Below are 24,205 nucleotides of genomic sequence, written 5' to 3'. Positions count from 1 at the left end.
GCGTCAGCAGCTGGCTTGCTGCCATTGATGGACAGGCCCCGGCTTTTCGGAGAAAGAACATGCGCCCTAAAACCCAACCCACGGTCAGCGAGTCCGATCCACGCTGGCAAGCCCTGCTCGCCCGCGACCCGGCCGCCGACCCGTCGTTCGTCTACGGCGTGCGCACCACCGGCGTCTATTGCCGCGCGTCCAGCCCGGCGCGCCGGCCGCGCATCGAAAATGTCGAGTTCTTCGCCACTGCTGCCGAAGCCGAAGCCGCCGGCTACCGACCAAGCCGACGCCGCGGCACCGACCAGAACGACCTGGCGCGGCAACACGCAGTCCAGGTCGCCCGGGCCTGCAAGCTGATCGAAGAAGCCGAGACCGAACCGAGCCTGGAGCAGTTGGCCGAGCAGGTGAACATGAGCCCGTACCATTTTCACCGGGTGTTCAAGCGCGCCACCGGCCTGACGCCCAAGGCCTACGCCACGGCGCACCGCGCACAAAAGCTGCGCCAGCACCTGCAGCGTGCCGACTCCATCACCGAGGCGCTGTACGACGCGGGCTTCAACTCCAACAGCCGCTTCTACGAATCGAGCAATGCCCGCCTCGGCATGACGCCGGCGACCTACCGCGATGGCGGCGCCAAGACCGATATCCACTTCGCCATCGCCCAGTGCTCGCTGGGCGCAATACTCGTCGCACAAAGCACCAAGGGCATCTGCGCGATCCTGCTGGGCGACGACCCACAGGCGCTGCTGCAGGACTTGCAGGACAAATTCCCCAAAGCCCATTTCATCGGCGCCGATGCCGCGTTCGAACGGCTGGTGGCGCGGGTGGTGGGCTTCGTCGAAGCGCCGGCGATCGGCCTCGACCTGCCGCTGGACCTGCGTGGCACGGCGTTCCAGGAGCGAGTCTGGCAAGCGTTGCGGGATATTCCGGCGGGGAGTACCGCCAGCTATGCCGAGATCGCCGAGCGCATCGGCTCGCCCAAGGCGGTTCGCGCCGTGGCGCAGGCCTGCGCGGCCAACAGCATCGCGGTGGCGGTCCCTTGTCATCGAGTGGTGCGCAGCGACGGCAACCTGTCGGGTTATCGCTGGGGCGTGGCGCGCAAACAGCAGTTGCTGGAGCGGGAAAGAACCTGATTGGTTATCGAAGCCACACTAATAAACCGTCTACAAGTGCAAACTCAAGACAATAAAAAGCCCCCGTTCAAACGGGGGCTTTGAATCAACCAAGTGCAACTTTCAACCCTGGCTGCAACCGTCACCCATGACCCGGTATTCGACGGTGTGGCGCTGGCCCTGATGATCTTCGTAGACCATGGTCGCCGGTACCACTTCACAGACATTCGGAACATTCGACAGGCTGATGACCTTGGCGATATCCAGCTTGGTGCCGTAGCTATATTGCTCAACGGCGGGCTGTACGGCCGTGTCGGCAAGGGCGAACGAAGAGACGGCAAGCAGTGCAGCTGCAATTAATGCTTTCATGAGAGTTGGGCCTTTAAAGCAATCGAGCGAACAGATTGACTTCATGTGCCGAGGTGGCGCGGAGAAGTTGTTATATCAATAAGTGGACATAACACGAAGTACCGATCCCGGTAGAAGTTGTTTACTGGGGATGCGCTCAGTTTACTGATCTGCTAACTTCGTTGAATCGCGAAGCCTGACATTCACTGTTACCGTTTTCGCAACAATAATCGCCGATCCTTACCTGCCGGCAACGCTTTGCGCTCAGCGCAAACGCCCGTGCCAGAGCCCTCGCCCCGTGCAAAACCCGAGCCCGATCCCGTGCAGCCTGCTTAGTACCTCCGAGCGGCCGCTGCTGAATAAATTCTACAAACGCCATGCTTCGCCAATGCGTGCCAGCGAGAACAGCGTGGTTTGGGTCGCCCGGGCGGGGGAAATCATCGCCGCGCTGAATCTGACAGCGGTGCCGGGCGGTCAGTGGCTGACCGGCCTGCTGGTCGCGCCGGACTGGCGCAGGCAGCAGGTCGCGAGACGCCTGATCGACGAGGCCAGCCAGAATGCCGAAGGCTTCATCTGGCTGTTCTGTCATCCAGATCTGCGGGCGTTCTATGAACGGCTCGGTTTCGTCGTCGATGAAACGCTGCCGGCCGCCCTTGCCGAACGCCTGGCCCGCTACCGACGCAGCAAGCCATTGCTGGCGATGGCGCGGGATCAGTCGTCGCTGGCCGGATCCAGCCCGGGGAACAGCACCTCGGTGTAACCGAAGCGGCTGAAGTCGTGGATGCGCGAGGGGTAGAGGCGACCGATCAGGTGGTCGCACTCATGTTGCACCACCCGGGCGTGGAAGCCTTCGGCGGTGCGGCGGATCGGCTGGCCATCGGGGTCGACGCCTTCGTAGTAGATGCCCTTGTAGCGGCTGACCACGCCGCGCAGACCCGGCACCGACAAACAACCTTCCCAGCCCTCTTCCAGTTCGCTGCCCATCGGCGTGATGACCGGGTTGAGCAGGATGGTCTGCGGCACCGGTTCGGCATCCGGGTAACGCTCGCTGCGCTCGAAGCCGAAGATCACCAGTTGCAGGTCGACACCGATCTGCGGCGCGGCCAGGCCGACACCGCCGACATGGCGCATGGTTTCGAACATGTCGTCGATCAGTTGCGTCAGTTCGGCGCTGCCGAACATATGCTCCGGGACCGGCGGGGCGATGCGCAGCAAGCGCTCATCGCCCATCTTGAGAATGTCATGAATCATGGGGGGCTCGGTTGACAGGTTCTGCCTCGGGAGCCAGGGAATGATCGCGCCCCAGCCCGGAAACATGCTTTTTATCATGCTCGGCAGCGTTTTCACCGGGTTCTTTTTCCCCCGGGTCCTTGCCCTCGTCGGACATGTGCTCGATCACCGCATTCATTTCCGCACCAAGCAGCAACACCGCCGCGGAAATGTAGAAATACAGCAACAGCACGATGATCGCGCCGATGCTGCCGTACATCGCGTTGTAGTCGGCGAAGGTCTTCACGTAGTAACCGAAGCCCAGCGAGGCGATGATCCACACCACCACCGCCAGCACCGAGCCGGGGGTGATGAAGCGGAATTCCTGTTTCACATCGGGCATCACGTAGTAGATCAACGCCACCGCCACCATCATCAGAATCACGATGGCCGGCCAGCGCAGCACCGTCCACACCGTGACGATGATTTCTTCCATACCGATTTGCGACGCCACCCAGCTCATGACCTGAGGCCCCAGCACCATCAGCGCCGCAGCCGCCAGCAGCATGCCGGCAATACCGACTGTGTAGAAAATCGACAGCGGAATGCGCTTCCACACCGGACGGCCTTCGGCCACGTCGTAGGCGGCGTTCATCGCGCTCATCATCAGGCGCACGCCGGCCGAGGCGGTCCACAGGGCGATGACGATACCCACCGAAAGCAAGCCGCCCTTGGATTGCTGCAACTGGTCGATCACCGGGTTGACCTGTTCCAGCGCCTGCGGCGGCAGCACCAGCTCCGACTGCAGGCGCAGCCAGGAGAAGAAGTCCGGCAGGTGCAGGAAACCGATCAGGGCAATGAGAAACAGCAGGAAGGGGAACAACGAGAACAGCATCTGGTAGGCGAGTGCCGAGGCGTAGGTGGACATCTCATCATCGAGAAACTCGCTGACCGTACGCACCAGCACGCGGTGTAGTGGAATCCCGCGCAAGTGGGGAAGAATCATGGCGTCTCCTTTCGCTGCCCGAAGCACTGGTTCCCGGGTCGAAATTGGGAAAAGTTACAAAACAGTCTAATAGACCCCACGCAGATGGTCGCGATTCAATCCTGCAGACAAAAAAACGGCCACCCGAAGATGGCCGCTTTCCGACAGCTACAGCAATCAAGGCTTCTTCACGGCATCCTTGACCTTGCCGACCGCTTGCTGGGCTTCGCCCTTGAGTTCCTGGGCCTTGCCTTCGGCGCGTAGTTTGTCGTTGTCAGTAACCTTGCCGACGCCTTGCTTGATGTTGCCGACCGCTTCGTTGGCCACGCCTTTGACTTTATCTTTGGTGCCACTCATGGGATTTCTCCTGGAAGGGAACGTCAGAATTGACATGTTGGTTGAGTAGCGAGCGAAGCGCAGAGTTTCATTTATTTTTCGCCCGAAGGCTCACTGGGTCTCGGAATAGCACATGGCGCGTAGATCCGAGTTGCTGATGGTCCCGCAACTCCCGCTCCCTGTCTTGGCATAGCAGTACGTACGCTGATCGCTGTCGCTGATCGTGCCGCAACTGCCGTTACCGGTCTCGGCATAGCATTGCGTGCGCAAATCGGAGTTGCTGATGGTGCCGCAACTGCCGCTCCCCGTCTTGGCATAGCAGTACGTACGCTGATCGCTGTCGCTGATGGTGCCGCAACTGCCGTTACCGGTCTCTGCATAGCATTGCGTGCGCAGATCGGAGTTGCTGATGGTTCCGCAACTGCCACTCCCCGTCTTGGCATAGCAGTACGTCCGTTGATCGGAGTCGCTGATCGTTCCACAACTGGCATTGGCATACCCGCTGAACATCAACAGCAAAGCGATGAGTACCCGCATTTCTTTTTCTTCCATGGCGATACCAGGGACCAGCCTGGCATTCAATAAGGCGACATCAGTCGTCGGCGCTGGTTTTGCGCAATCAAATTGACATCATTTCTGGAAAAAGTTCAGAGAGGGCGTTGAGAACCAAAGCGGTCGCTTTATGTTTCACAGCATTGCCAGCACAATATCCGACCTTTCAAGCGTCACCCGTAGGAAACCTGCATGAAACTCGATAAACCCACCGCCATCGCCCGGCGCAACCAGGCGCTGGAAAAACCCATGCTGAACAGCGACAACACGCTATTCGCGGTGCTCGACAGCAAGCGCAACCTGTGGTGGTTCGATGTCCCGGTGGCCTGGCTGCGCAAGAACAGTGAGTTCGTCAACCTGCTCCTGCACACTCCCGAGACTGACACTCTGCAGCACCTGAAAGTGCCGGTGCGCGACCTGCGCACGCACCAGGAGAAGATGGAAGTGCGTAACGCCGGCAAACGCCGCGCGACCATCAGCCTTGCGCTGTCGGCCGACCGTGACTCGCTGTTGCGTGACTTGCGGCCCGGTGGCGACAACCTGGACTTCTCCGGTTATCGCCAACGCTGATCAGGCCAGCTCGATGCGGTTGTCGTGGATAACGATCTGACCGCTCTTGTACAAGGCGCCGATGGCCTTTTTGAAGTTGCCCTTGCTGACCCCGAACATGTCGCTGATCACTTGCGGATCGCTCTTGTCGTTGAGCGGCAGCACGCCATCGGAAGCCTTGAGCTTCGCCAGGATCTGCTCGTGCAGGCCAAGAGCGGCGTCCTGACCGATGGGCTGCAGGCTCAGGGCGATCTTGCCGTCGGCGCGCAGTTCCTTGATGTAGCCCTTCTCTTGCTTGCCGGAACGCAGGAACTTGAACACTTCGTTCTTGTGAATCAGGCCCCAGTGCTTGTTGTTGATGATGGCCTTGAAGCCCATCGGGCTCTCTTCCACCACCAGCAGGTCAACCTGCTGGCCGACCCGGTAGTTGGCCGGCGTCTGGTCCAGGTAGCGGTCCAGCTTGGCGGTGGCCGTGATGCGGCGGGTGCGGCGGTCGAGGTAGACGTGCACCACGCAGTACTCACCGGCGCGCATCTGGCGCTTTTCTTCGGAGTACGGCATCAGCAGGTCCTTGGGCAGGCCCCAGTCGAGGAAGATGCCGATGCTGTTGATTTCGATGACCTTGAGGCTGGCGAACTCGCCCACCTGCACCTTGGCCTTCTCGGTGGTGGCGATCAGCTTGTCTTCGCTGTCCAGATAGACAAAGACGTTCAGCCAGTCTTCGACCTCACTGGGCGTGTCCTTGGGGATATAGCGGTTGGGCAGAAGAATCTCGCCATCCGCGCCGCCATCCAGGTACAGACCGAAGTCCGTGTGCTTGACCACCTGCAAGGTGTTGTAACGCCCAACTAAAGCCATGTCCGAAAATCCTCGTTGCGAGCCGCGCATTCTACACCCGAACCATGGGAATCGCCCGACAGATCAGCGCTTTCATTGCTGAAGGAGATCAGGTTGAACCGGTATGGGAAGACCTGTTCTATACCCAGTAAGGATGCCAACCGAAGGGACTCGCCATGTCCGCTCGTCTACTGCGCTGCCTGCGCCCCGCTGCCTTGATCGTCGCCAGCCTGTTTCTGCTGTCATGCACCCGGCTGGACCTCGCTTACCGCAACCTCGATGTGCTGGTGCCCTGGTCCCTCAGCGATTACCTGGACATGAACCGCCAGCAGAAAAGCTGGCTCAACGAGCGCCTCAAGCAGCAATTGGCCTGGCACTGCAAAACCCAACTGCCCGGCTATCTGGACTGGATGGACCGCATTCGCGGCATGGTCGCCAACGATCAGGTCACCGATCAGGGTTTGCAGGAGCGCACCCAGGAAGCCCGTCAGGCCGTGGCCCGGGTCGCCGAGCAAATCACCCCGTCGGCGGCGCAGTTGCTCAAGGGCATGGACGACGAGCAGGTGCGGGAAATGCGCCAGAGCTTTGCGGAAGATATCCGTGAGCGGCAGGCAAAATACGTGAAAACGCCGCTATCGAAGCAGATCGCGCAGCGCGGTGAACGGATGGAGAAACGCCTGTCGCCGTGGTTCGGCGGCCTCAGTCCACAGCAGCAAGAACGGGTCGCCGCCTGGTCGGCGAGCCTGGGCGAGCAGAACCGCGCCTGGATCGCCAACCGTGCTCACTGGCAGAACGAATTCAGCAATCTGATGGACCAGCGCCAGAGCGACAACTTCGAGCCGCGCCTGGGTGATCTGCTGAAAAACCGAGAACAATTCTGGACCCCGGAATACCGCGTCGCCTTCCAGAACACCGAAGAGCAATTGCGCAGCTTGCTGGTGGACCTGATGGCGCAGAGCAGCGCTCAACAGCGCCAGCACCTGGACAGCCGGCTGGCCCAGGTGCGGCGCGACTTCAGTGAACTGAAGTGCCTGAAAAGCTGAAGCGGTCCGTCAGGCGATCATTTCTTCGCGGCCTTTACGCCGGTACGGGAAGACATCGATCACCTTGCCGGCGCTGATCGCGTCCTGCAGGCCTTTCCAGTACTCGGCATCGTACAGCTCGCCATGCAACTGGCTGAACAGACGGCGCTGGCCCATATCGGCGAAGAGAAACGGCGGGAACTCCTCGGGGAACACGTCGTGCGGGCCAATGGAATACCAGGGCTCGCTGGACATCTCGTCCTCGGGGAAACGCGGCGCCGGGATGCGGCGGAAATTGGCCTCGGTGAGCAGGGTGATTTCGTCATAGTCGTAGAACACCACCCGGCCGTGACGGGTGACGCCGAAGTTCTTCAGCAGCATGTCGCCGGGAAAGATGTTCGCCGCCGCCAGTTGCTTGATCGCCAGACCGTAATCGTCCAGCGCTTCGCGGACCTGGGCATCGGTGGCGTTTTCCAGGTACAGGTTCAGCGGGGTCATGCGCCGCTCGGTCCAGCAGTGACGCACCAGCACCGTGTCGCCTTCCAGGGTCACGGTCGAGGGTGCCACTTCCAGCAGTTCGGCCAGGCAATCCGGGTCAAACTTGCTCACCGGGAAGCGAAAATCGGCGAACTCCTGGGTATCGGCCATACGCCCTACCCGGTCGACGCTCTTCACCATGCGGTACTTTTCGATCACCGTGGCGCGGTCGACGCTTTTCGACGGCGAGAAGCGGTCCTTGATGATTTTGAACACGGTGTTGAAGCCCGTCAGGGTGAACACGCTCATCACCATGCCGCGCACGCCGGGCGCCATGATGAAGCGGTCGTCGGTGCTGGCCAGGTGGTTGATCAGCGCCCGGTAGAACTCCGATTTGCCGTGCTTGTAGAACCCGATCGAGGTGTACAGCTCGGCAATATGTTTGCCCGGCAGAATGCGCTTGAGGAAGCCGACGAACTCCGCCGGCACCGGCACATCCACCATGAAATAGGAACGGGTGAAGGAGAAGATGATCGACACATCAGCTTCGTCGGTGATCAGCGCGTCGATCTCGATGCCATGGCCTTCGCGGTGCAGCAGCGGGATCACCAGCGGCCATTGCTCGTCCTGGGTGAAGATCCGCCCCACCAGGTACGCGCCTTTGTTGCGGTAGAGCACCGGCGAGAACAGCTCGATCTGCAATTGCGGGTCCTTGCACACCCAGTCCGGCAGGTTGTCGCGCAATTGCGCTTCCAGGCGGGCCAGGTCGCCCGGCAGGTCGGCGTAGGGCACATCGAAGCGGTAGTCGTTGAAAATCTGCCCGAGCAGCCCGGCCAGTTGCCCGTCCGGGCGATAGACGCGGGTCTGCGCTGCACGTTCATGGGCGCGCAGCGACGGCCGGGTGGTGTGGATGAACATGCAGCCGTCGCTGATCAGGTCGTGGCTGAACAGGCTGCAGAAGATCGAGTTGTACCAAGTCTCCGACAGCTCATCGTCGAGGCGCGGGTCGATCAGGTTGATGTAGGCGCTCTTCACCAGCGGCCAGAACGAGACATCCAGCAGCACCTCGGCATCAAAGCCCTCGTGCAGGCGGGCGCTGACCTCGGCGACCTTTTCCTCGTAGAGGTTGATCCGCGCCGCCGCGGCGCTCTGGATCTGTTGCCAGAGGGCTTTTTCGAAACGCTCGCGGGCCCCGACAGTGATCTGGCGGAAGTGCTCACGGTAATTGTCGAAACCTTCGAGGATCATCCGGGCGATATCGACGGCCGGCCATTGCTGGGGCATATCTGGACCTCTGGCACAAAGGACGAAAGCCTGAGAGTAACCGCGGCGCAGGCCGCTGCACAGGGGCGGATCAGCCAAATCGGAATCACTCTGCCAGCATCGCGAACGGGCGTTTTTGCGCGCTGGACGACATTAACCGGCATGAACGGATTCAGCCCGCAAGAAAGCGGACGAGATCGCCCCGGCTTATGCCTTACACTCCTTCCCCCGTTTCTGCCCGGAGAGTCCCGTGAGCCCCATCGCTTTGTCCCGTCTGCTGATCCTCGCCGCCGTCTGGGGCGCCAGCTTTCTGTTCATGCGCATCATCGCCCCGGTGCTGGGCACCGTGCCCACGGCGTTTTTCCGGGTGTCGATCGCCTGCGCCGGATTGCTGGTGATCCTCGCGCTGATGCGGGTGCGCTGGGATTTCCAGGGCAAGTTCAAGGTCGCCCTGATGCTCGGAATGATCAACTCGGGGATTCCGGCGACGCTCTACGCGGTGGCCGCGCAGGTGCTGCCGGCCGGCTACTCGGCGATCTTCAACGCCACCACGCCGCTGATGGGCGTGCTGATCGGCGTGCTGTTCTTCCAGGAAACCATGACGCTGCCCAAGCTGCTGGGGATCTTCCTCGGTCTGCTCGGCGTGGGGATTCTCAGCGGTGCCGGGCCGGTGGCCTTCGACCTGAAGCTGATGCAGGGCGCCCTCGCCTGCCTCGGTGCCACCACCTGCTACGGCCTGTCGGGCTTTCTCGCCCGGCGCTGGCTGGACCAGCGCGGCGGCCTCGACAGCCGTTTGTCCGCGCTGGGCAGCATGATGGGCGCCACCCTCCTGCTGACGCCGCTGTTCATCTGGAGTGTCGCCACCCAGCCACCCGCGAGCTGGGGCGGATGGCCGGTGTGGCTGTCACTGCTGGGCCTGGGCCTGCTGTGCACCGCCTTCGCCTACATCCTGTACTTCCGCCTGATCACGGAAATCGGTCCGGTGAAATCCTCCACCGTGACGTTCCTGATCCCGGCATTCGGCGTGCTCTGGGGCGCCTGGCTGCTGGACGAGCCGATCTCCACGGCGCACCTGTACGGCGGCCTGCTGATCGGCCTAGCCTTGTGGTTGGTGCTCAAGCCCGCGCCGGCTGGCGGAACACGAACAGCAGGCCGATAACGATCAGCCCCATGCCCAGCAGACTCAACGCGGCGAGACGGTTACCGAAGATCAGGTAATCCATCACCGCGGTGACCGCCGGCACCAGGTAGAACAGGCTGGTGACATTGACCAGATTGCCCCGGGCAATAAGCCGGTACAGCAACAGGGTCGCCAGCAGCGAGACCACCAGGCCCATCCACAGCAACGAGCCCCACAGTTGCGCGCCCGGCTGCACCGCCAGCGGCTGGAACGGTGCGAACAACCCGCACAGCAACAACCCGGAGAGGTACTGCAACGGCAGCGTGCCGAGCGGGTTGCGGGTGATGCGCTTCTGCATGATCGAACCGAAGGTCATGCTCGCCAGCGCCAGCAAGGCGAAGCCCATGCCAGCCAGGGAGATCCCGCCCAGGCCGAGCCCTTGCCAGACCACCAGCACCAGCCCGGCCAGACCAAGGCACAACCCGAACAGCCGACTGAACGAACGTTGCCGTTCCATCAGCGCGACGGTGAGGATTGGTTGCACCCCCATGACCGTGGCCATGACGCCGGGCGTGACCTTCAGGTCCAGCGCCAGCAGGTAGAAGATCTGGTAGGCGCCGAGTAGCACCGCACCGGTGATCAGCGCCTGACGGATGGCTGCGGGTTCACGGGGCCAGCGCAGCCTGAGCAGCGGCCCGAGCAACAACAGACCGCCGAGGGCGATGAGAAAGCGCAGCAACAGAAAAGCGAAGGGCGTGGCCTGCGCCAGTCCCAGTTTGGAAACGATCGCGCCACTGCTCCAGAGCAGGACGAACAGGCTGGTGGTGGCCGCCGAGGCCACGGATGCTTTGGAAAGAACAGACATGAATTTGCCACCTGTATTCGGGCAAGTAAGCCGAACGGCCGGAGGGGCCGCACTCAGAAGATCGGGATGGGATATGGGCCGATCAGGCCACTACCACCACAACGACGCTGCTGACAGGTGAAGGAGGGCTGATGACCGCCGGCGCACGCACAACCACGACCGCGTCGGGCGCGGTAGCGAATACGGTGGTGAGTGGGGTGGCGGACATGAAGAGGTCTTCGGATGAGATGAAGTGCTGAGGACTATAACCGTGGCCATTTAATGGCGCAAGACACTCTCGCTGGCAAGCGGTGCGCCGCTTGCCAGCGATTGAAATCAGAACAACCAGCGATACAGCAGATAAGCCACAACCACCGCCAGCACCGGCCGCATCACGCGGTAGGCCTTGGGATTGGCGCGCTTGAAGGTCTTCACCCGGGCGCTGATGACATTGCTGAATTTCTTGCTCCAGGCATAGGCCTGGTTGATCCCGCCGACGCGCTCGTCATCGGTGTTCTGCGGCGCAGTGGCGCGGCCGAGGAACGCGCTGACCTTGCGGTTGACGCGGGTCATGAACGGGCTGCTCAGCGGACGCTCGACGTCGCAGAACAGGATCACCCGGGTGGTTTCGGTTTCGTTCTTCACCCAGTGCACGTAGGTTTCGTCGAACATCACGTCTTCACCGTCGCGCCAGGCGTAGGGCTGGCCGTCAACGTAAATCCGGCAGTTATCGGAGTTGGGCGTGGACAGCCCCAGGTGATAACGCAGGGAACCGGCGAACGGGTCGCGGTGCGGATTCAGGTGACTGCCGCCGGGCAGCAGGGCAAACATCGCGCCTTTCACATTGGGAATACTGTTGACCAGCTCGACGGTCTTCGGGCACAGCAGCTCGGCCGACGGCAGCGCCTTGTCGTACCACTTCAGGTAAAAACGCTTCCAGCCTTTCTTGAAGAACGAGCCGAAACCGGCGTCGTTGTCCTTCTCGGCGGCACGGATATAACCCTCGTCGAACAGGTGCATGGCCTCTTCGCGGATGGTTTCCCAGTTGTTCTTCAGCACATCCAGCTCGGGGAAGCGCTCGCGGTCCAGGTATGGCTTGGACGGTACGCCGGAGAACAGGTACATCAGCGAGTTGTAGGGCGCGAACAAGGCCGAATGGTTGACGAACTGGCGCAGCACGGGAAGGCGTGCCTTGCCGCGCAGGTGCACGTACAGGACGCTGCCGAAGAACAACAGCAGTACGCCAGCCTTGGCGACGAAGGAAAAAGTCATGCATCACTCCTGGAATTTTCGTTCAGGCTCGGCGCCGGAAATCGTCCATGATAAACCGAACAGGCCCCGGTAAAAACAACCGGGGCCTGATAGAGAGTTTTGAGGATTATGTAACAACGGCGGGATCGTGGATTTGCCGGAGATCAGGATTTAGCGGTATGCCCATCGCTTACTGCAGGTTTTCCTGATCGGTGAACAGATCACTGAACAGCATGCTGGACAGATACCGCTCACCGGAGTCCGGCAGGATCACCACGATGGTCTTGCCCTGCATTTCCGGCTTCTCGGCCAGGCGCACCGCAGCAACCATTGCCGCGCCACAGGAAATACCGCACAGAATCCCTTCTTCCTGCATCAGGCGCAGGGCCATGGCCTTGGCGTCGTCATCGCTGACCAACTCGACCTGATCGACGATCGACAGGTCGAGGTTCTTCGGCACGAACCCGGCGCCGATGCCCTGGATCTTGTGCGGGCTCGGCTTGATTTCCTCGCCAGCCAGGGCCTGGGTGATCACCGGCGAAACCACCGGCTCCACGGCCACCGAGAGGATGGCCTTGCCCTGGGTGTTCTTGATGTAGCGCGATACGCCAGTAATGGTGCCGCCAGTACCGACGCCCGCCACCAGCACGTCAACCGCGCCATCGGTGTCGTTCCAGATTTCCGGGCCGGTGGTCTTCTCGTGGATCGCCGGGTTGGCCGGGTTATCGAACTGCGCCGGCATGAAGTAGGTCGACGGGTCGCTGGCAACGATCTCGTTGGCCTTCTCGATGGCGCCCTTCATGCCTTTCGCCGGCTCGGTCAGCACCAGTTCGGCGCCCAGGGCCTTGAGCACCTTGCGGCGCTCGATGCTCATCGACGCCGGCATGGTCAGCACCAGCTTGTAGCCACGGGCGGCGGCAACGAAGGCCAGGCCGATACCGGTGTTGCCCGAGGTCGGCTCGACGATGGTCATGCCCGGCTTGAGCTTGCCGCTGCTTTCGGCGTCCCAGACCATGTTCGCGCCGATCCGGCATTTGACCGAATAACCCGGGTTGCGCCCTTCGATCTTGGCCAGGATGGTGACCCCGCGCGGGGCGATGCGGTTGATCTGCACCAGCGGCGTATTGCCGATGGAATGGGCGTTGTCAGCGAAGATACGGCTCATGGCAGGAGGTCCTTTTGGCACCGAGCGAAAAGCTCAAGGGTAAGCCTGCCATGGGGGTGCGTCTACCCCGGCCGAACTCCGCGGCCTTGACGGCGGTCAACCCTTCATGCGCATCCGGGAGACGCCGATGAAACGCCGCTACCGCTGGCCCTTGGTGGGCCTGGCCAGCCTGATCCTGCTGCTGCTCGCCCTGCACCTGTCCCTGCCCTGGCTGGTGCGCGACTACCTCAATGGCAAGCTCGCCGACATGGGCGAGTACCGCGGCCAGGTCGCCGATGTCGACCTGGCGTGGTGGCGCGGCGCCTACAAGATCAACGGCCTGACCATCGTCAAGACCAGCGGCAAGGTGCCGGTGCCGCTGCTCGACGCGCCACTGATCGACCTGTCGGTGAGCTGGCATTCGCTGTGGCACGACCATGCGGTGGTCGCCGAGGTGACCTTCCTCAAGCCCGAGCTCAACTTCGTCGATGGCGGCAACAAGCAGGCCTCCCAGACCGGTCGCGGCACCAACTGGCGCCAGCAACTGGAAAAACTCCTGCCGATCACCCTCAACGAAGTGCTGATCCAGGACGGCACCCTGACCTTCCGCAACTTCAACTCCAAGCCGCCCGTCTCGCTCAAGGCCACCCAGCTCAACGCCAGCATCCACAACCTGACCAACGTGGTGGACAAGGAAGGCCGCCGCGACGCCAGTTTCGAAGGCAAGGCCCGGCTGCTGGGCGACGCCGCCGTGGAGAGCACCGCGACGTTCGACCCGCTGAGCAATTTCGAAGACTTCGAATTCCGCCTGCGCGCCACCGATATCCAGTTGCGCCGCCTCAATGACTTCGCCAGCGCCTACGGCAAGTTCGACTTCAACGCCGGCCACGGTGACCTGGTGATCGAAGCCCGGGCGCAGAAAGGCAAACTCAGCGGCTACATCAAGCCGCTGCTGCGGGATGTCGAGGTGTTCAACTGGCAGCAGGACGTCGAAAACAAGGACAAAAACTTCTTCCGCTCGATCTGGGAAGCGCTGGTCGGCGCCAGCGAAACGGTGCTGAAGAACCAGCCGAAAAACCAGTTCGCCACCCGCGTGGAGCTTTCCGGCAGCGTGCACCAGAGCGATATCAGCGCCTTCGAGGCGTTTCTGCAGATTCTGCGCAACGGCTTTATCCAAGCCTTCAGTGCACGATATGAGCGCTCGCCGCCCAAGTCTGACTGAGTCATTGAGTGACGGCCCATTCAGAGACTGAATGGGCCGTCTGCGTTCCCAGTCTCGTAGGACGCACGTTATAGTCGCGCATGACAATTTTCCGCCAGGGCCATGTCCCTTGGCATCCGCAATTGAGGATGGGCACATGAAGTTCGAAGGCACCAGCGCATACGTCGCCACAGACGACCTGAAACTGGCGGTCAACGCGGCGATCACCCTGGAGCGGCCACTGCTGGTCAAGGGCGAGCCGGGCACCGGCAAGACCATGCTCGCCGAGCAACTGGCCGAGTCCTTCGGCGCCCGGCTGATCACCTGGCACATCAAGTCCACCACCAAGGCCCACCAGGGCCTCTACGAATACGATGCGGTCAGCCGCCTGCGCGACTCGCAACTGGGCGTGGACAAGGTCCACGACGTGCGCAACTACCTGAAGAAAGGCAAGCTCTGGGAGGCGTTCGAAGCCGAAGAGCGAGTGATCCTGCTGATCGACGAAATCGACAAGGCCGACATCGAGTTCCCCAACGACCTGTTGCAGGAACTGGACAAGATGGAGTTCTACGTTTACGAGATCGACGAGACGATCAAGGCCAAGCAGCGCCCGATCATCATCATCACCTCGAACAACGAGAAGGAATTGCCCGACGCCTTCCTGCGCCGCTGCTTCTTCCACTACATCGCCTTCCCCGACCGCGACACCCTGCAGAAGATCGTCGACGTCCACTACCCGAACATCAAGAAAGACCTGGTCAGCGAAGCGCTGGACGTGTTCTTCGACGTGCGCAAGGTGCCGGGCCTGAAGAAAAAGCCGTCCACCTCCGAACTGGTGGACTGGCTCAAGCTGCTGATGGCCGACAACATCGGCGAAGCGGTGCTGCGCGAGCGCGATCCGACCAAGGCCATCCCGCCGCTGGCCGGCGCCCTGGTGAAAAACGAACAGGACGTGCAGTTGCTTGAGCGCCTGGCCTTCATGAGCCGTCGCGGCAACCGCTGAGCCAACGGGGGCGAATGCCATGCTGCTCAACCTGTTCAATGAAATGCGTGCGGCGAAAGTGCCGGTGTCGGTGCGTGAACTGCTCGACCTGATCAATGCACTGAAGGCGCGGGTCACCTTCGCCGACATGGACGAGTTCTATTACCTGTCGCGGGCGATCCTGGTGAAGGACGAACGTCATTTCGACAAGTTCGACCGCGCCTTCTCGGCCTATTTCAAGGGCCTGGAAAACCTCGACCGGCATCTGGAAGCGCTGATTCCGGAAGACTGGCTGCGCAAGGAGTTCGAGCGCTCGCTGACTGACGAGGAACGCGCGCAGATCCAGTCCCTCGGCGGGCTGGACAAGCTGATCGAAGAGTTCAAGAAGCGCCTGGAAGAACAGAAGGAACGCCATGCCGGCGGCAACAAGTGGATCGGCACCGGCGGCACCAGCCCGTTCGGCTCGGGCGGTTTCAACCCTGAAGGCATCCGCGTCGGCGACGCCGGCAAGCGCCAGGGCAAGGCGGTCAAGGTCTGGGACCAGCGCGAGTACAAGAACCTCGACGACCAGGTCGAACTGGGCACCCGCAACATCAAGCTGGCCCTGCGCCGGCTGCGCAAGTTCGCGCGCCAGGGTGCCGCGGAAGAACTGGATATCGACGGCACCATCGACCACACCGCCCGCGACGCCGGCCTGCTCAACATCCAGATGCGTCCGGAGCGGCGCAACACGGTGAAGCTGTTGCTGCTGTTCGATATCGGCGGCTCGATGGATGCCCACGTGAAAACCTGCGAGGAACTGTTCTCCGCCTGCAAGACCGAGTTCAAGCACCTGGAGTACTACTACTTCCACAACTGCGTGTACGAATCGGTGTGGAAAAACAACCTGCGGCGGACTTCCGAACGCACCTCCACCCTGGACCTGCTACACAAGTACGGCGCCGACTACAAAGTGGTGTTCGTCGGTGACGCGGCCATGGCGCCCTACGAAATCACCCAGCCGGGTGGCAGCGTCGAGCACTGGAACGAAGAAGCGGGTTACGTGTGGATGCAGCGCTTCATGGAGAAATTCAAGAAGCTCATCTGGATCAATCCGTATCCGAAGGACACCTGGAACTACACCGCCTCCACCAACATCATGCGCGAGCTGGTAGAGGACCGGATGTATCCGCTGACGTTGCGGGGGCTGGAAGAAGGGATGAGGTTTTTGTCCAAGTAATTTCTGTTGCTCTTTGGGGCCGCATCGCTGGCAAGCCAGCGATGAGGCCCTCAGCTCAAACAAACCTCTTGAGCCAATCCCGCATCTCGGCCCAAGCCAACGCCTGCACCACCGCCCGAAAGCGCACCCTCTCCCCCGGCAAGCACTGCGCCAGCCGTGCCAGCGCCAACGGCGTCAGCGCACCCAGCCGCGGATACCCGCCAATGGTCTGCCGGTCATTGAGCAACACAATCGGCTGCCCATCCGGCGGCACCTGCACTGCGCCCAGCGGAATGCCCTCGGAAATCATCGGCAGGCCCTGATACTGCAACGCCGGCCCCAGCAAGCGAATGCCCATGCGATCAGCCCGGCTGTCCAGCGTCCAGTCGCGGTTGAACGCGTCGAACAGGCTCTGCCCGCTGAACTCGCCTAACTGTGCGCCCATCACCAGGTCGAGCAGCGGCTCGCCATCGAACGCAGGCCGTAACACCAGCGGCACCTCGCCGCGGCCCGCCGGCTGCCCGGCATATTCCAGTCTGTCGCCCTTGACCAGCGCCCGCCCCTCGCCATCCGGCCCGCCGAGCCCTTCGCGCACCACCGTCGCGCAACTGCCCAGCACCTGTGGCGCCGCGAAACCGCCCGGCGCCGCGAGATACGCGCGAGCGCCGTGCAGCGGCTGATTGAAACGCAGGCGCTGGCCCCGACGCAGGGTAAAGCTGCGCCAGGGTTTGAGCGGTTGATCGTCGAGCCGGGCATCCAGATCGGCACCGGTCAGGGCCAGGCAGCAATCCGCCTCGGCCACCAAAGCAAAGCCGCCGAGGGTGATTTCAATGACGGCCGCCTGCGCCGGGTTGTCCAGCAGCCAGTTGGCCCAGCGCGCCGATACCCAGTCCAGCGCCCCGCCCTGGGTCACGCCCAGGTGACGCACGCCAAAACGGCCGTTGTCCTGCACCTGGCACAACGGTGTGCTGGCCTCGACCGTCAGTACGCTCATGGCTGTTCCTCCAGCGGGGTGTCGTCGCCGCCCAAGGCCAGAAACTCGGCGTGCGCAATGGCGACGAACCGCACGCGATCACCCGGTTGCAGCAGGCTGTAGCCGTCGCGCTGACGGTCGAACAACGGCGCGGGGGTGCGTCCGATCAGGTTCCAGCCGCCCGGCGACAGCGCCGGATAAGCCGCGGTCTGGCGCTCGGCGATACCGACGCTGCCGGCCGCCACGCGTTTGCGCGGGGTGGCCAGGCGTGGCGAGGCCAGGGATTCTTCCACCAGTCCCATAAAGGCAAAGCCCGGCGCGAAACCCAAGGCGAATACCTGATACTCGCGGCCGCTGTGACGACGGATGATCTCGTCCTCCGACACGCCGCAACGGGCCGCCAGCACGCTCAGTTCGGGGCCAACGCTGGCGTCATACCACACCGGAATCTCAAGCCGCCGCCCGCCGGCGCCGGTGTCTGGTTGCAGGTCGCGCAAGGCGTTATCGATAAGGTCGCGCGCCTCAAGCGGCGAGCACAGCAGCATGTCGAACTGCAGCATCAGCGTGGTGTACGACGGCACCAGATCGATCAGCCGCTCGCCGAACACGGCCCGCAGCCGCTGGCTGGCGGCGAGCATCCACGGCATGTTGGCTTCGTCGATGGCATCGAACAGACGGACCATCAGGCAATCGATGGCGACCACTTCGACGCGCAGCTTCATGGCGTGGCCAGGGCGTCCAGCGCCTCGCGGATCTGCCGTACCGCCGCCACCGAGCTGTGGTTGTCGCCGTGCACGCAAAGGGTCTGGGCCCGCAGCCGCACCGCGCTGCCATCGCTGGCGGTCAGCGGCTCGCCGCGGGCCAGGCGCAGGGCCTGTTCCAGTACCAGGGCAGGATCGTGATGCACCGCCCCCGGCAGGCGCCGCGACACCAACCGGCCGGCAGCGTCATAGGCGCGGTCGGCGAAGGCTTCGAACCACAGCGTCACGCCCAGTTCGTCGCCCAGCGCCTGCGCCGCGCTATCGTCAGCAGTAGCCATCAGCATCAGCGGCAGGGTCGAGTCGTAGGCGGCGACGGCTTCGAGCACGGCGCGCAGCGTGTCCGGGTTGGCCATCATGTCGTTGTACAAGGCGCCATGGGGTTTGACGTAGGCGACGTGGGTGCCCTGGACCCGGCAGATGCCGTCCAGCGCACCGATCTGGTAATGCAGCAGGTCGCGGATTTCCTCGTTGCTGCAGGCCATGGACCGGCGGCCGAAGCCTTGCAGGTCCGGGTAGGCGGGATGGGCGCCGACCAGCACCTTGTTGGCCGCCGCGAGGGCCACGGTCTGGCGCATGATGCCGGAGTCGCCGGCGTGGAAGCCGCAGGCGATATTGGCGCAATCAATGAAGGGCATGACCTCGGCATCCAGACCCATGGTCCAGTTGCCGAAGCTTTCGCCCATGTCGCAGTTCAGGAGCAGACGACTCACACGGGCCTCCGGTTTAACGGTTCAACGCCAGCTTGGCTGCACAGCTTTGCGCCGGCCGCCCATGATGACCCAGCCGACCAGCAGCAACAGGCTCTCGATCAGCAGCGCGAACAACACCGCGCAACCCAAACCCCAGGCCGCAGCGTCCGGGGTCAGGAGGATCTGGTAGCTGTAGCCCTTGAGGGTTTCTTCGCGGATCGCCGGGTCTGGTCGCGCCAGCACGTGCAGGGTGCGACTCAGCCAACCGCTCTGCAGCGCCTGCCATTCGCTTTCCAGCATCTGGTTGCGGCTGAGCAGGCTGTCGATGCTGTTGGCATCGCTCTGGAACACCGGGTCGTCGCTGGCGCGGTAGTGCCGCACCAGCGCCTGCAAATCGCCCTTGAAGAAGCGCTGCGCAGTTTGCTCGAAGCTTTTCAGGCCCTCGCGCGACTCCAGCAGATGGGCTTCGACCCGCTGGCTGTAGTCGTTGATCAGGCCGGGAATCTGCACCCCCAGCAGCAAACCGCAGGTAAACAGGATCAATCGCAGGTAGCTTCTGAGCATGACGCCTTTCCTTAGCGGGCCTGACCCCGTGCGATGCATTCGCCGCGCCGCCACAGGCCCCATTGGCCGGGCTCGTAGCGGTGCCAGGTTTCGTTTTCCGTGAGCGCCTCGGTGGCGATGACCGTGACCACGTCGTTGGGGGTGGTTTCGGCCTGGAAGTCGACGATCATGTCGACATCCTTGAGCCGGGCCGGGCCGAACGGCGCACGCCGGGTGATGTGTACCAGCTTGGTCGAACAGAAACAGAACAGCCAGTCGCCATCACTGAGCAGGCAGTTGAACACGCCCTTGCCGCGGTATTCGTTGCAGGCCTGTTCGAGCACCGGAATCAGTTCTTCCACCTCCACCGGCTCCGGGAAGGCTTCGCGGATACGGTTGAGCAGGTCGCAGAAGGCCGCTTCGCTGTCGGTGTCGCCGATGGGCCGGTAGAAAGTCGTCTGACCGTTGAACTCGGCCATCTGGCCGTTGTGCGCGAAGCACCAGTTGCGCCCCCACAGTTCGCGGACGAACGGGTGGGTGTTGGACAGGCAGACCTTGCCGACGTTGGCCTGGCGGATGTGGCCGATGACCACTTCGCTCTTGATCGGGTAGCGCTGCACCAGGTTGGCGACTTCCGACTCGCAGCTCGCGGCCGGGTCCTGGAACAACCGCAGGCCGCGCCCTTCATAGAAACCGATGCCCCAACCATCGCGGTGCGGGCCGGTGCGGCCGCCGCGCTGCATCAGCCCGGTAAAGCTGAAAACGATATCGGTGGGGACGTTGGCGCTCATGCCCAGTAGTTCACACATTGCTCGGGTCGCTCCAGGGCGTTACAGACGCGGTTCGAGACGTTGGCGCGGGCCGCCCGGCGGCGATTCCGGCGGCTCCTCGCGGTAGCGGCTGGCACTTGCAACAGGCTCGGCCATGACTTCGTCGGCATCACGCTTGGCGGCGGCTTCGGCGCGCTCGCGACGGGCACGGGCGCGGGCCTCCAGCGGCAGGCGGATGGCGACGAAGATAAGGTAAAGGGCGAAGGCGATCATGCCGTACATGGCCAGATCGGAAGCAGCGCGCCAGACGTTGTTGCCGACCTTGAACAGCATGTCCAGGGCGGTAATGGCGATGGCCGGGGCGAACAGCTCCTTGACCGGGTCGATGATGGTCGGGGTCAGCAGCAGCACCGCCATCAACACCCGCAGCGGCTCGCGCAGCCAGCGCCACATCCAGCCGGTGATGCGGAAACCCACCCACAAGCAGCCCAGGGCGGCCAGGGCGTACAGGCCCCAGGCGAACAGATAGTCGTTTTCGGTCATGGCGTCCGTGGAAAGGTAGGCAAACAGGCGCTTATGATAACGGCTTTTCCGCGCGCAGGCGCCCCCCAGCCAAGAGAACCCCATGTCCGCTACCGCCAACGCTTCCCCTGCACCGATCGCCCGCCAGGGCGACGGACCGGATCCCTACGCCTGGCTACAGGAGCGCGACGCCGCGGAGGTCATGGCCTACCTGGAAGCCGAGAACGCTTACCAGCAGGCGCAACTGGCCGACCAGGCGGAGCTGCGCGAGCAATTGTTCGAAGAGATCAAGGGCCGCATCCTCGAAACCGACCTGTCGCTGCCTTCGCCCTGGGGCCCGTACCTGTATTACACCCGCACCACGGCGGGCGACGAATACCCGCGGCACTATCGCTGCCCGCGTCCGGCAGACGACTCGAACAGCGTCGACCAGGACCGCGAAGAACTGCTGCTCGACCCCAACGCCCTCGCCGACGGCGGTTTCCTCAGCCTCGGCGCCTTCAACGTCAGCCCCGACCACCAGCGCCTGGCTTACAGCCTCGACACCAGCGGCGACGAGATCTACACCCTGTACGTCAAGGAACTGGCCAGCGGCGAAATCCGCGAGCTGCCGTTCGACGACTGCGACGGCAGCATGACCTGGGCCAACGACAGCCAGACGCTGTTCTTCACTGAACTGGACGACACCCACCGGCCCTTCCGCCTGTACCGCCACCGCTTGGGCAGCGCGGACGCCGAGGCGGTGTTCGAAGAAGCCGACGGGCGTTTCTTCCTGCACTGCTACCGGGCCAGTTCCGAGCGCCAGTTGATCCTGCTGCTCAACAGCAAGACCACCAGCGAAGCCTGGGTGCTGGACGCGCAAACCCCGGAGCAGCCCTTCACCTGCCTGGCCGCGCGGGTCGAAGGCCACGAGTACTACCCCGACCACGGCCAACTCGACGGCGAGTGGCGCTGGTTGATCCGCAGCAACCAGGACGGCATCAACTTCGCCTTGTTCCAAGCGCCGAGCGACGCGGTACCGAGCCGCGCCGACTGGCAGGTCCTGGTCCCGCACCGCGACGACATCATGCTGGAAGGCCTGACCCTCAACGCCAGCGCCCTGACCCTGAGCCTGCGCGAAGGCGGCCTGCCGATCATCGAAGTGCATCCGGCGGGGCTGCCGGTCTACCGCGTGCAATTGCCGGATGCCGCCTACAGCCTGTACGTGCAGGACAGCCTGGAGTTCACCAGCCCGCGCATCCGCCTGCGCTACGAGGCGTTGAACCGCCCGGCACAGGTGCGTCAACTGGTCCTCGCCTCCGGCGAGCAGGCCGTGCTCAAGCAGACCCCGGTGCTCGGCCCGTTCGATGCCGACGCCTACGTCAGCCGCCGCCTCTGGGCCACCGCCGGCGACGGCACGCGCATCCCCATCAGCCTGGTGCAGCGCCGCGAAGACCTCGGCCGTCCGGTGCCGCTGTACCTGTACGGCTACGGCGCCTACGGCGAAAGCCTCGACCCGTGGTTCTCCCATGCCCGCCTGAGCCTGCTGGAACGTGGCGTGGCCTTCGCCATCGCCCACGTGCGCGGCGGCGGCGAACTGGGTGAAGCCTGGTACCGCGCCGGCAAGCAGGAACACAAGCAGAACACCTTCGACGACTTCATCGCCTGCGCCGAACACCTGATCGCCGAAAACGTGACCAGCGCCGGGCAACTGGCGATCAGTGGCGGCAGCGCCGGTGGCCTGTTGATCGGCGCGGTGCTCAACCAGCGCCCGGAACTGTTCAAGGTCGCCATCGCCGAAGTGCCGTTCGTCGATGTGCTCAACACCATGCTCGACCCCGAGCTGCCGCTGACCGTCACCGAGTACGACGAATGGGGCAACCCGCAGGAACCGGAGGTGTATGCGCGGATCAAGGCCTACGCGCCGTACGAAAACCTGAAAGCCCAGGCCTACCCGGCCATGCTGGTGATCGCCGGCTACAACGACAGCCGCGTGCAGTATTGGGAAGCGGCCAAGTGGGTGGCGCGCCTGCGGGTGACCCGCACCGACGACAATCCCCTGCTGCTCAAGACCGAACTGGGCGCCGGCCACGGTGGCATGAGCGGGCGTTATCAGGGCCTGCGCGACGTGGCGCTGGAATATGCCTTCATCCTGAATGAGCTGGATGTGGTGTAAATCGCGTTTTCCGTTGTCAGAGCTTGCACCGCGACGCCAGTCGCGGTGCGATCACCACAACTCGACAACAAGAAAGACGGAACGCGATGCCTGAAGCCACCTTCCTCACCAACGAAATCCGCGACCTGTTGATGGACTGCGGCCTGTTCGACCAGCTCCTGCCCGGCGACTTCCTCGCCGCCGCCGGCTATTTCGCCCTGAGCAGCATGGACGCGGGCCAGGAGATATTCCGCGAAGGCGATGCCGGCACCTTCATGTGCATCATCGTTCACGGCCAGGTATCGGTACGCAAGACCGACGCCGACGGCCGCGAAGTGGAAATCGCCATCCTGCGCAAGGGCCGCGCCTTCGGCGAAATGGCCGTGCTGGACGGCGAGCGGCGTTCGGCCTCGTGCCTGGCCGCCAGCGACTGCCAGTTGCTCAGCCTGGGCAAGGACTCGCTGGAAAAAATGCTCAACGACGCGCCGAAAATCGCCGCGAAAATCATCCGCGCGCTCGCTGTGGCCCTGTCCAAACGGCTGCGCATGCTCGACGGCCAACGCTTGTCGCAGCAGGTCTAGCCGTCTTTCGCCCGCTCCTTGCCGGCATCCGGGGACAACCCGGGCAACGGTTGATCCTTCGGCGGCGCGGGCAGCGGCACGGGCGGTAACAATGGCGCTCCCGGCTTGCCGGAACCGGCGCGCGGCACGACAGGCGGCGACACCTGCGGATACGGCGTCGGGGTGGCGGTTCCCGGGGCGCCGGGCACCGGTGCGATGACCCGCGGTTGCAGGTCGGCGGCCTGGGCCGTGGCGAGACTGGCCCAGCACAGCAGGATACTCGTCAGACGCATGGGGGGCTCCTGGTCGAGGTTCTACACTACAGGCTACTCCGCCGCGCAGCAGTTTGCCTGCCCAGGCGCGAGTAGTGGCGTTAAACTGGCGTCAAAACCGTAACAAGCCCGAGCAGGTATAAAAAATGACTTCCTCTTCCTCCGCTGCCGCCACCGCGCGGCTCGATCGCATTCTCGCCGACGCCAAGCGCGACGATGAGCGCGGCTATCGCCAGAAAGCCCTGAGAATGTATCCCCACGTCTGCGGCCGCTGCGCCCGTGAGTTCGCCGGCAAGCGCCTGAGCGAACTGACCGTGCACCACCGCGACCACAACCACGACAACAATCCCCAGGACGGTTCCAACTGGGAATTGCTGTGCCTGTACTGCCACGACAACGAACACTCCCGCTATACCGACCAGCAGTACTTCAGCGAAGGCTCCACCAGCACCCCGAGCATCGCCAAGGCCACCCATAACCCGTTCGCCGGGCTCGCCGGATTGCTGAAGAAGGACTGAAGTCCGACTTTTCGTACAAAGCCATGCCGGTGACCCCGTATA

The 24,205-nt window shown here is 63.1% G+C and carries 29 protein-coding genes; 11 read left to right on the top strand and 18 right to left on the bottom strand.

Annotated elements, in window-relative coordinates; translation table 11 throughout:
* Nucleotides 1-59: 59 nt before the first annotated feature.
* The gene (ada, locus tag NTD82_RS14480; RefSeq protein ID WP_262129189.1) at nt 60-1,124 is read left to right on the top strand and encodes a bifunctional DNA-binding transcriptional regulator/O6-methylguanine-DNA methyltransferase Ada; all 1,065 of its coding nucleotides are present in this window, start codon (nt 60-62) and stop codon (nt 1,122-1,124) included.
* A 102-nt stretch (nt 1,125-1,226) separates the two neighbouring features.
* Here ada and NTD82_RS14475 read toward each other — a convergent pair whose 3' ends face one another.
* Complete coding sequence (locus tag NTD82_RS14475) at nt 1,227-1,472, bottom strand: DUF2790 domain-containing protein (RefSeq protein WP_095153891.1); 246 nt, start codon at nt 1,470-1,472, stop codon at nt 1,227-1,229.
* Between the two features lie 277 nt (nt 1,473-1,749).
* On the opposite strand from NTD82_RS14475, the gene NTD82_RS14470 reads away from it, so the two are divergent.
* Nucleotides 1,750-2,211 carry a GNAT family N-acetyltransferase gene (locus tag NTD82_RS14470; protein ID WP_410017054.1) on the top strand — a complete coding sequence of 154 codons (462 nt, stop codon included), beginning with the start codon at nt 1,750-1,752 and terminating at the stop codon, nt 2,209-2,211.
* Here the strand turns inward: NTD82_RS14470 and def are convergent.
* From def to NTD82_RS14450, 4 genes are all read right to left on the bottom strand, one after another.
* Complete coding sequence (gene def, locus NTD82_RS14465; protein ID WP_095153893.1) at nt 2,163-2,702, bottom strand: peptide deformylase; 540 nt, start codon at nt 2,700-2,702, stop codon at nt 2,163-2,165. The two genes, NTD82_RS14470 and def, sit on opposite strands and share 49 nt — an antisense overlap.
* Entirely contained in the window at nt 2,692-3,666 is a 975-nt protein-coding gene (locus tag NTD82_RS14460; RefSeq protein ID WP_262129188.1) for a YihY/virulence factor BrkB family protein, read from the bottom strand. The genes def and NTD82_RS14460 overlap by 11 nt, the downstream gene beginning before the upstream one ends.
* A gap of 156 nt (nt 3,667-3,822) precedes the next feature.
* Nucleotides 3,823-4,002, bottom strand: a complete 180-nt coding sequence (locus tag NTD82_RS14455) for a CsbD family protein (protein ID WP_110968531.1) — start codon at nt 4,000-4,002, stop codon at nt 3,823-3,825.
* A 90-nt stretch (nt 4,003-4,092) separates the two neighbouring features.
* The gene (locus NTD82_RS14450) at nt 4,093-4,533 is read right to left on the bottom strand and encodes a hypothetical protein (RefSeq protein ID WP_371864259.1); all 441 of its coding nucleotides are present in this window, start codon (nt 4,531-4,533) and stop codon (nt 4,093-4,095) included.
* Nucleotides 4,534-4,725: 192 nt separating this feature from the next.
* On the opposite strand from NTD82_RS14450, the gene NTD82_RS14445 reads away from it, so the two are divergent.
* A complete protein-coding gene (locus tag NTD82_RS14445; protein WP_262129187.1) occupies nt 4,726-5,103 on the top strand; it encodes a hypothetical protein in 378 nt (125 codons plus the stop codon).
* Here NTD82_RS14445 and NTD82_RS14440 read toward each other — a convergent pair whose 3' ends face one another.
* Nucleotides 5,104-5,940 (bottom strand): S1 RNA-binding domain-containing protein, encoded by an 837-nt coding sequence (locus tag NTD82_RS14440; protein ID WP_095153898.1) that lies wholly within the window; start codon nt 5,938-5,940, stop codon nt 5,104-5,106. It lies immediately after the preceding gene.
* 155 nt (nt 5,941-6,095) lie between these two features.
* Between NTD82_RS14440 and NTD82_RS14435 the strand changes: the two genes are divergently transcribed.
* Entirely contained in the window at nt 6,096-6,962 is an 867-nt protein-coding gene (locus tag NTD82_RS14435; RefSeq protein WP_095153899.1) for a DUF6279 family lipoprotein, read from the top strand.
* Between the two features lie 9 nt (nt 6,963-6,971).
* Here the strand turns inward: NTD82_RS14435 and aceK are convergent, their stop codons facing one another.
* Nucleotides 6,972-8,702: a bifunctional isocitrate dehydrogenase kinase/phosphatase gene (gene aceK / locus NTD82_RS14430; protein WP_262129186.1), complete on the bottom strand. Its 1,731-nt coding sequence runs from the start codon at nt 8,700-8,702 to the stop codon at nt 6,972-6,974.
* Nucleotides 8,703-8,931: 229 nt separating this feature from the next.
* On the opposite strand from aceK, the gene NTD82_RS14425 reads away from it, so the two are divergent.
* The gene (locus NTD82_RS14425) at nt 8,932-9,840 is read left to right on the top strand and encodes a DMT family transporter (RefSeq protein ID WP_262129185.1); all 909 of its coding nucleotides are present in this window, start codon (nt 8,932-8,934) and stop codon (nt 9,838-9,840) included.
* On the opposite strand, the gene NTD82_RS14420 is transcribed toward NTD82_RS14425, so the two are convergent.
* The 4 genes from NTD82_RS14420 to cysK all read right to left on the bottom strand — a co-directional run bounded on the left by NTD82_RS14420 (nt 9,797) and on the right by cysK (nt 13,061).
* Nucleotides 9,797-10,666 (bottom strand): DMT family transporter, encoded by an 870-nt coding sequence (locus NTD82_RS14420; protein ID WP_262129184.1) that lies wholly within the window; start codon nt 10,664-10,666, stop codon nt 9,797-9,799. The two genes, NTD82_RS14425 and NTD82_RS14420, sit on opposite strands and share 44 nt — an antisense overlap.
* A gap of 82 nt (nt 10,667-10,748) precedes the next feature.
* Nucleotides 10,749-10,874, bottom strand: a complete 126-nt coding sequence (locus NTD82_RS14415; RefSeq protein WP_256680093.1) for a hypothetical protein — start codon at nt 10,872-10,874, stop codon at nt 10,749-10,751.
* A gap of 107 nt (nt 10,875-10,981) precedes the next feature.
* Nucleotides 10,982-11,917, bottom strand: a complete 936-nt coding sequence (locus tag NTD82_RS14410) for an aspartyl/asparaginyl beta-hydroxylase domain-containing protein (protein ID WP_095153903.1) — start codon at nt 11,915-11,917, stop codon at nt 10,982-10,984.
* Nucleotides 11,918-12,086: 169 nt separating this feature from the next.
* A complete protein-coding gene (cysK, locus tag NTD82_RS14405; protein ID WP_262129183.1) occupies nt 12,087-13,061 on the bottom strand; it encodes a cysteine synthase A in 975 nt (324 codons plus the stop codon).
* Between the two features lie 127 nt (nt 13,062-13,188).
* On the opposite strand from cysK, the gene NTD82_RS14400 reads away from it, so the two are divergent.
* From NTD82_RS14400 to NTD82_RS14390, 3 genes are all read left to right on the top strand, one after another.
* A complete protein-coding gene (locus NTD82_RS14400; RefSeq protein WP_262129182.1) occupies nt 13,189-14,262 on the top strand; it encodes a DUF748 domain-containing protein in 1,074 nt (357 codons plus the stop codon).
* A 136-nt stretch (nt 14,263-14,398) separates the two neighbouring features.
* Nucleotides 14,399-15,244, top strand: coding sequence for an AAA family ATPase (locus NTD82_RS14395; protein WP_110968521.1), 846 nt, complete (start codon nt 14,399-14,401; stop codon nt 15,242-15,244).
* A gap of 19 nt (nt 15,245-15,263) precedes the next feature.
* Nucleotides 15,264-16,442 (top strand): vWA domain-containing protein, encoded by a 1,179-nt coding sequence (locus NTD82_RS14390; protein ID WP_095153907.1) that lies wholly within the window; start codon nt 15,264-15,266, stop codon nt 16,440-16,442.
* Between the two features lie 55 nt (nt 16,443-16,497).
* Here NTD82_RS14390 and NTD82_RS14385 read toward each other — a convergent pair whose 3' ends face one another.
* Genes NTD82_RS14385 through NTD82_RS14360 form a run of 6 tightly spaced genes read right to left on the bottom strand, consistent with a single transcriptional unit; the run spans nt 16,498 to nt 20,700 of the window.
* Entirely contained in the window at nt 16,498-17,415 is a 918-nt protein-coding gene (locus tag NTD82_RS14385; protein ID WP_262129181.1) for a biotin-dependent carboxyltransferase family protein, read from the bottom strand.
* Nucleotides 17,412-18,116: a 5-oxoprolinase subunit PxpB gene (gene pxpB / locus NTD82_RS14380; protein WP_262129180.1), complete on the bottom strand. Its 705-nt coding sequence runs from the start codon at nt 18,114-18,116 to the stop codon at nt 17,412-17,414. The genes NTD82_RS14385 and pxpB overlap by 4 nt, the downstream gene beginning before the upstream one ends.
* Nucleotides 18,113-18,865, bottom strand: a complete 753-nt coding sequence (locus tag NTD82_RS14375; protein WP_262129179.1) for a 5-oxoprolinase subunit PxpA — start codon at nt 18,863-18,865, stop codon at nt 18,113-18,115. The genes pxpB and NTD82_RS14375 overlap by 4 nt, the downstream gene beginning before the upstream one ends.
* Nucleotides 18,866-18,886: 21 nt before the next feature.
* Complete coding sequence (locus NTD82_RS14370) at nt 18,887-19,408, bottom strand: DUF2937 family protein (RefSeq protein ID WP_262129178.1); 522 nt, start codon at nt 19,406-19,408, stop codon at nt 18,887-18,889.
* An 11-nt stretch (nt 19,409-19,419) separates the two neighbouring features.
* Nucleotides 19,420-20,196 carry a class II glutamine amidotransferase gene (locus NTD82_RS14365; protein ID WP_095153912.1) on the bottom strand — a complete coding sequence of 259 codons (777 nt, stop codon included), beginning with the start codon at nt 20,194-20,196 and terminating at the stop codon, nt 19,420-19,422.
* A 21-nt stretch (nt 20,197-20,217) separates the two neighbouring features.
* On the bottom strand, nt 20,218-20,700 hold the full coding sequence (locus NTD82_RS14360) for an MFS transporter (RefSeq protein WP_262129177.1): 483 nt from the start codon (nt 20,698-20,700) through the stop codon (nt 20,218-20,220).
* A gap of 82 nt (nt 20,701-20,782) precedes the next feature.
* Between NTD82_RS14360 and NTD82_RS14355 the strand changes: the two genes are divergently transcribed.
* Entirely contained in the window at nt 20,783-22,834 is a 2,052-nt protein-coding gene (locus tag NTD82_RS14355; protein WP_262129176.1) for a S9 family peptidase, read from the top strand.
* 86 nt (nt 22,835-22,920) lie between these two features.
* A complete protein-coding gene (locus tag NTD82_RS14350) occupies nt 22,921-23,394 on the top strand; it encodes a cyclic nucleotide-binding domain-containing protein (protein ID WP_175651333.1) in 474 nt (157 codons plus the stop codon).
* On the opposite strand, the gene NTD82_RS14345 is transcribed toward NTD82_RS14350, so the two are convergent.
* On the bottom strand, nt 23,391-23,666 hold the full coding sequence (locus NTD82_RS14345) for a hypothetical protein (RefSeq protein ID WP_262129175.1): 276 nt from the start codon (nt 23,664-23,666) through the stop codon (nt 23,391-23,393). The two genes, NTD82_RS14350 and NTD82_RS14345, sit on opposite strands and share 4 nt — an antisense overlap.
* Before the next feature lie 125 nt (nt 23,667-23,791).
* On the opposite strand from NTD82_RS14345, the gene NTD82_RS14340 reads away from it, so the two are divergent.
* Nucleotides 23,792-24,163 carry a YajD family HNH nuclease gene (locus tag NTD82_RS14340; RefSeq protein ID WP_095153916.1) on the top strand — a complete coding sequence of 124 codons (372 nt, stop codon included), beginning with the start codon at nt 23,792-23,794 and terminating at the stop codon, nt 24,161-24,163.
* Nucleotides 24,164-24,205: the final 42 nt, after the last annotated feature.

This window comes from Pseudomonas sp. 5P_5.1_Bac1, from assembly GCF_025466015.1.
Lineage (GTDB): Bacteria > Pseudomonadota > Gammaproteobacteria > Pseudomonadales > Pseudomonadaceae > Aquipseudomonas.
Note: the sequence above shows the minus strand (reverse complement) of the source record. Positions and strands in the feature narration are given on the sequence as shown.

Bases quoted from the DNA above. Each gene is read 5' to 3' on its own strand.
- ada (WP_262129189.1), top strand. From the start codon at position 60: ATGCGCCCTAAAACCCAACCCACGGTCAGCGAGTCCGATCCACGCTGG.
- NTD82_RS14475 (WP_095153891.1), bottom strand. From the start codon at position 1,472: ATGAAAGCATTAATTGCAGCTGCACTGCTTGCCGTCTCTTCGTTCGCC.
- def (WP_095153893.1), bottom strand. From the start codon at position 2,702: ATGATTCATGACATTCTCAAGATGGGCGATGAGCGCTTGCTGCGCATC.
- NTD82_RS14460 (WP_262129188.1), bottom strand. From the start codon at position 3,666: ATGATTCTTCCCCACTTGCGCGGGATTCCACTACACCGCGTGCTGGTG.
- NTD82_RS14455 (WP_110968531.1), bottom strand. From the start codon at position 4,002: ATGAGTGGCACCAAAGATAAAGTCAAAGGCGTGGCCAACGAAGCGGTC.
- NTD82_RS14450 (WP_371864259.1), bottom strand. From the start codon at position 4,533: ATGGAAGAAAAAGAAATGCGGGTACTCATCGCTTTGCTGTTGATGTTC.
- NTD82_RS14445 (WP_262129187.1), top strand. From the start codon at position 4,726: ATGAAACTCGATAAACCCACCGCCATCGCCCGGCGCAACCAGGCGCTG.
- NTD82_RS14440 (WP_095153898.1), bottom strand. From the start codon at position 5,940: ATGGCTTTAGTTGGGCGTTACAACACCTTGCAGGTGGTCAAGCACACG.
- NTD82_RS14435 (WP_095153899.1), top strand. From the start codon at position 6,096: ATGTCCGCTCGTCTACTGCGCTGCCTGCGCCCCGCTGCCTTGATCGTC.
- aceK (WP_262129186.1), bottom strand. From the start codon at position 8,702: ATGCCCCAGCAATGGCCGGCCGTCGATATCGCCCGGATGATCCTCGAA.
- NTD82_RS14420 (WP_262129184.1), bottom strand. From the start codon at position 10,666: ATGTCTGTTCTTTCCAAAGCATCCGTGGCCTCGGCGGCCACCACCAGC.
- NTD82_RS14415 (WP_256680093.1), bottom strand. From the start codon at position 10,874: ATGTCCGCCACCCCACTCACCACCGTATTCGCTACCGCGCCCGACGCG.
- NTD82_RS14410 (WP_095153903.1), bottom strand. From the start codon at position 11,917: ATGACTTTTTCCTTCGTCGCCAAGGCTGGCGTACTGCTGTTGTTCTTC.
- cysK (WP_262129183.1), bottom strand. From the start codon at position 13,061: ATGAGCCGTATCTTCGCTGACAACGCCCATTCCATCGGCAATACGCCG.
- NTD82_RS14400 (WP_262129182.1), top strand. From the start codon at position 13,189: ATGAAACGCCGCTACCGCTGGCCCTTGGTGGGCCTGGCCAGCCTGATC.
- NTD82_RS14395 (WP_110968521.1), top strand. From the start codon at position 14,399: ATGAAGTTCGAAGGCACCAGCGCATACGTCGCCACAGACGACCTGAAA.
- NTD82_RS14390 (WP_095153907.1), top strand. From the start codon at position 15,264: ATGCTGCTCAACCTGTTCAATGAAATGCGTGCGGCGAAAGTGCCGGTG.
- NTD82_RS14385 (WP_262129181.1), bottom strand. From the start codon at position 17,415: ATGAGCGTACTGACGGTCGAGGCCAGCACACCGTTGTGCCAGGTGCAG.
- pxpB (WP_262129180.1), bottom strand. From the start codon at position 18,116: ATGAAGCTGCGCGTCGAAGTGGTCGCCATCGATTGCCTGATGGTCCGT.
- NTD82_RS14370 (WP_262129178.1), bottom strand. From the start codon at position 19,408: ATGCTCAGAAGCTACCTGCGATTGATCCTGTTTACCTGCGGTTTGCTG.
- NTD82_RS14365 (WP_095153912.1), bottom strand. From the start codon at position 20,196: ATGTGTGAACTACTGGGCATGAGCGCCAACGTCCCCACCGATATCGTT.
- NTD82_RS14360 (WP_262129177.1), bottom strand. From the start codon at position 20,700: ATGACCGAAAACGACTATCTGTTCGCCTGGGGCCTGTACGCCCTGGCC.
- NTD82_RS14355 (WP_262129176.1), top strand. From the start codon at position 20,783: ATGTCCGCTACCGCCAACGCTTCCCCTGCACCGATCGCCCGCCAGGGC.
- NTD82_RS14350 (WP_175651333.1), top strand. From the start codon at position 22,921: ATGCCTGAAGCCACCTTCCTCACCAACGAAATCCGCGACCTGTTGATG.
- NTD82_RS14345 (WP_262129175.1), bottom strand. From the start codon at position 23,666: ATGCGTCTGACGAGTATCCTGCTGTGCTGGGCCAGTCTCGCCACGGCC.
- NTD82_RS14340 (WP_095153916.1), top strand. From the start codon at position 23,792: ATGACTTCCTCTTCCTCCGCTGCCGCCACCGCGCGGCTCGATCGCATT.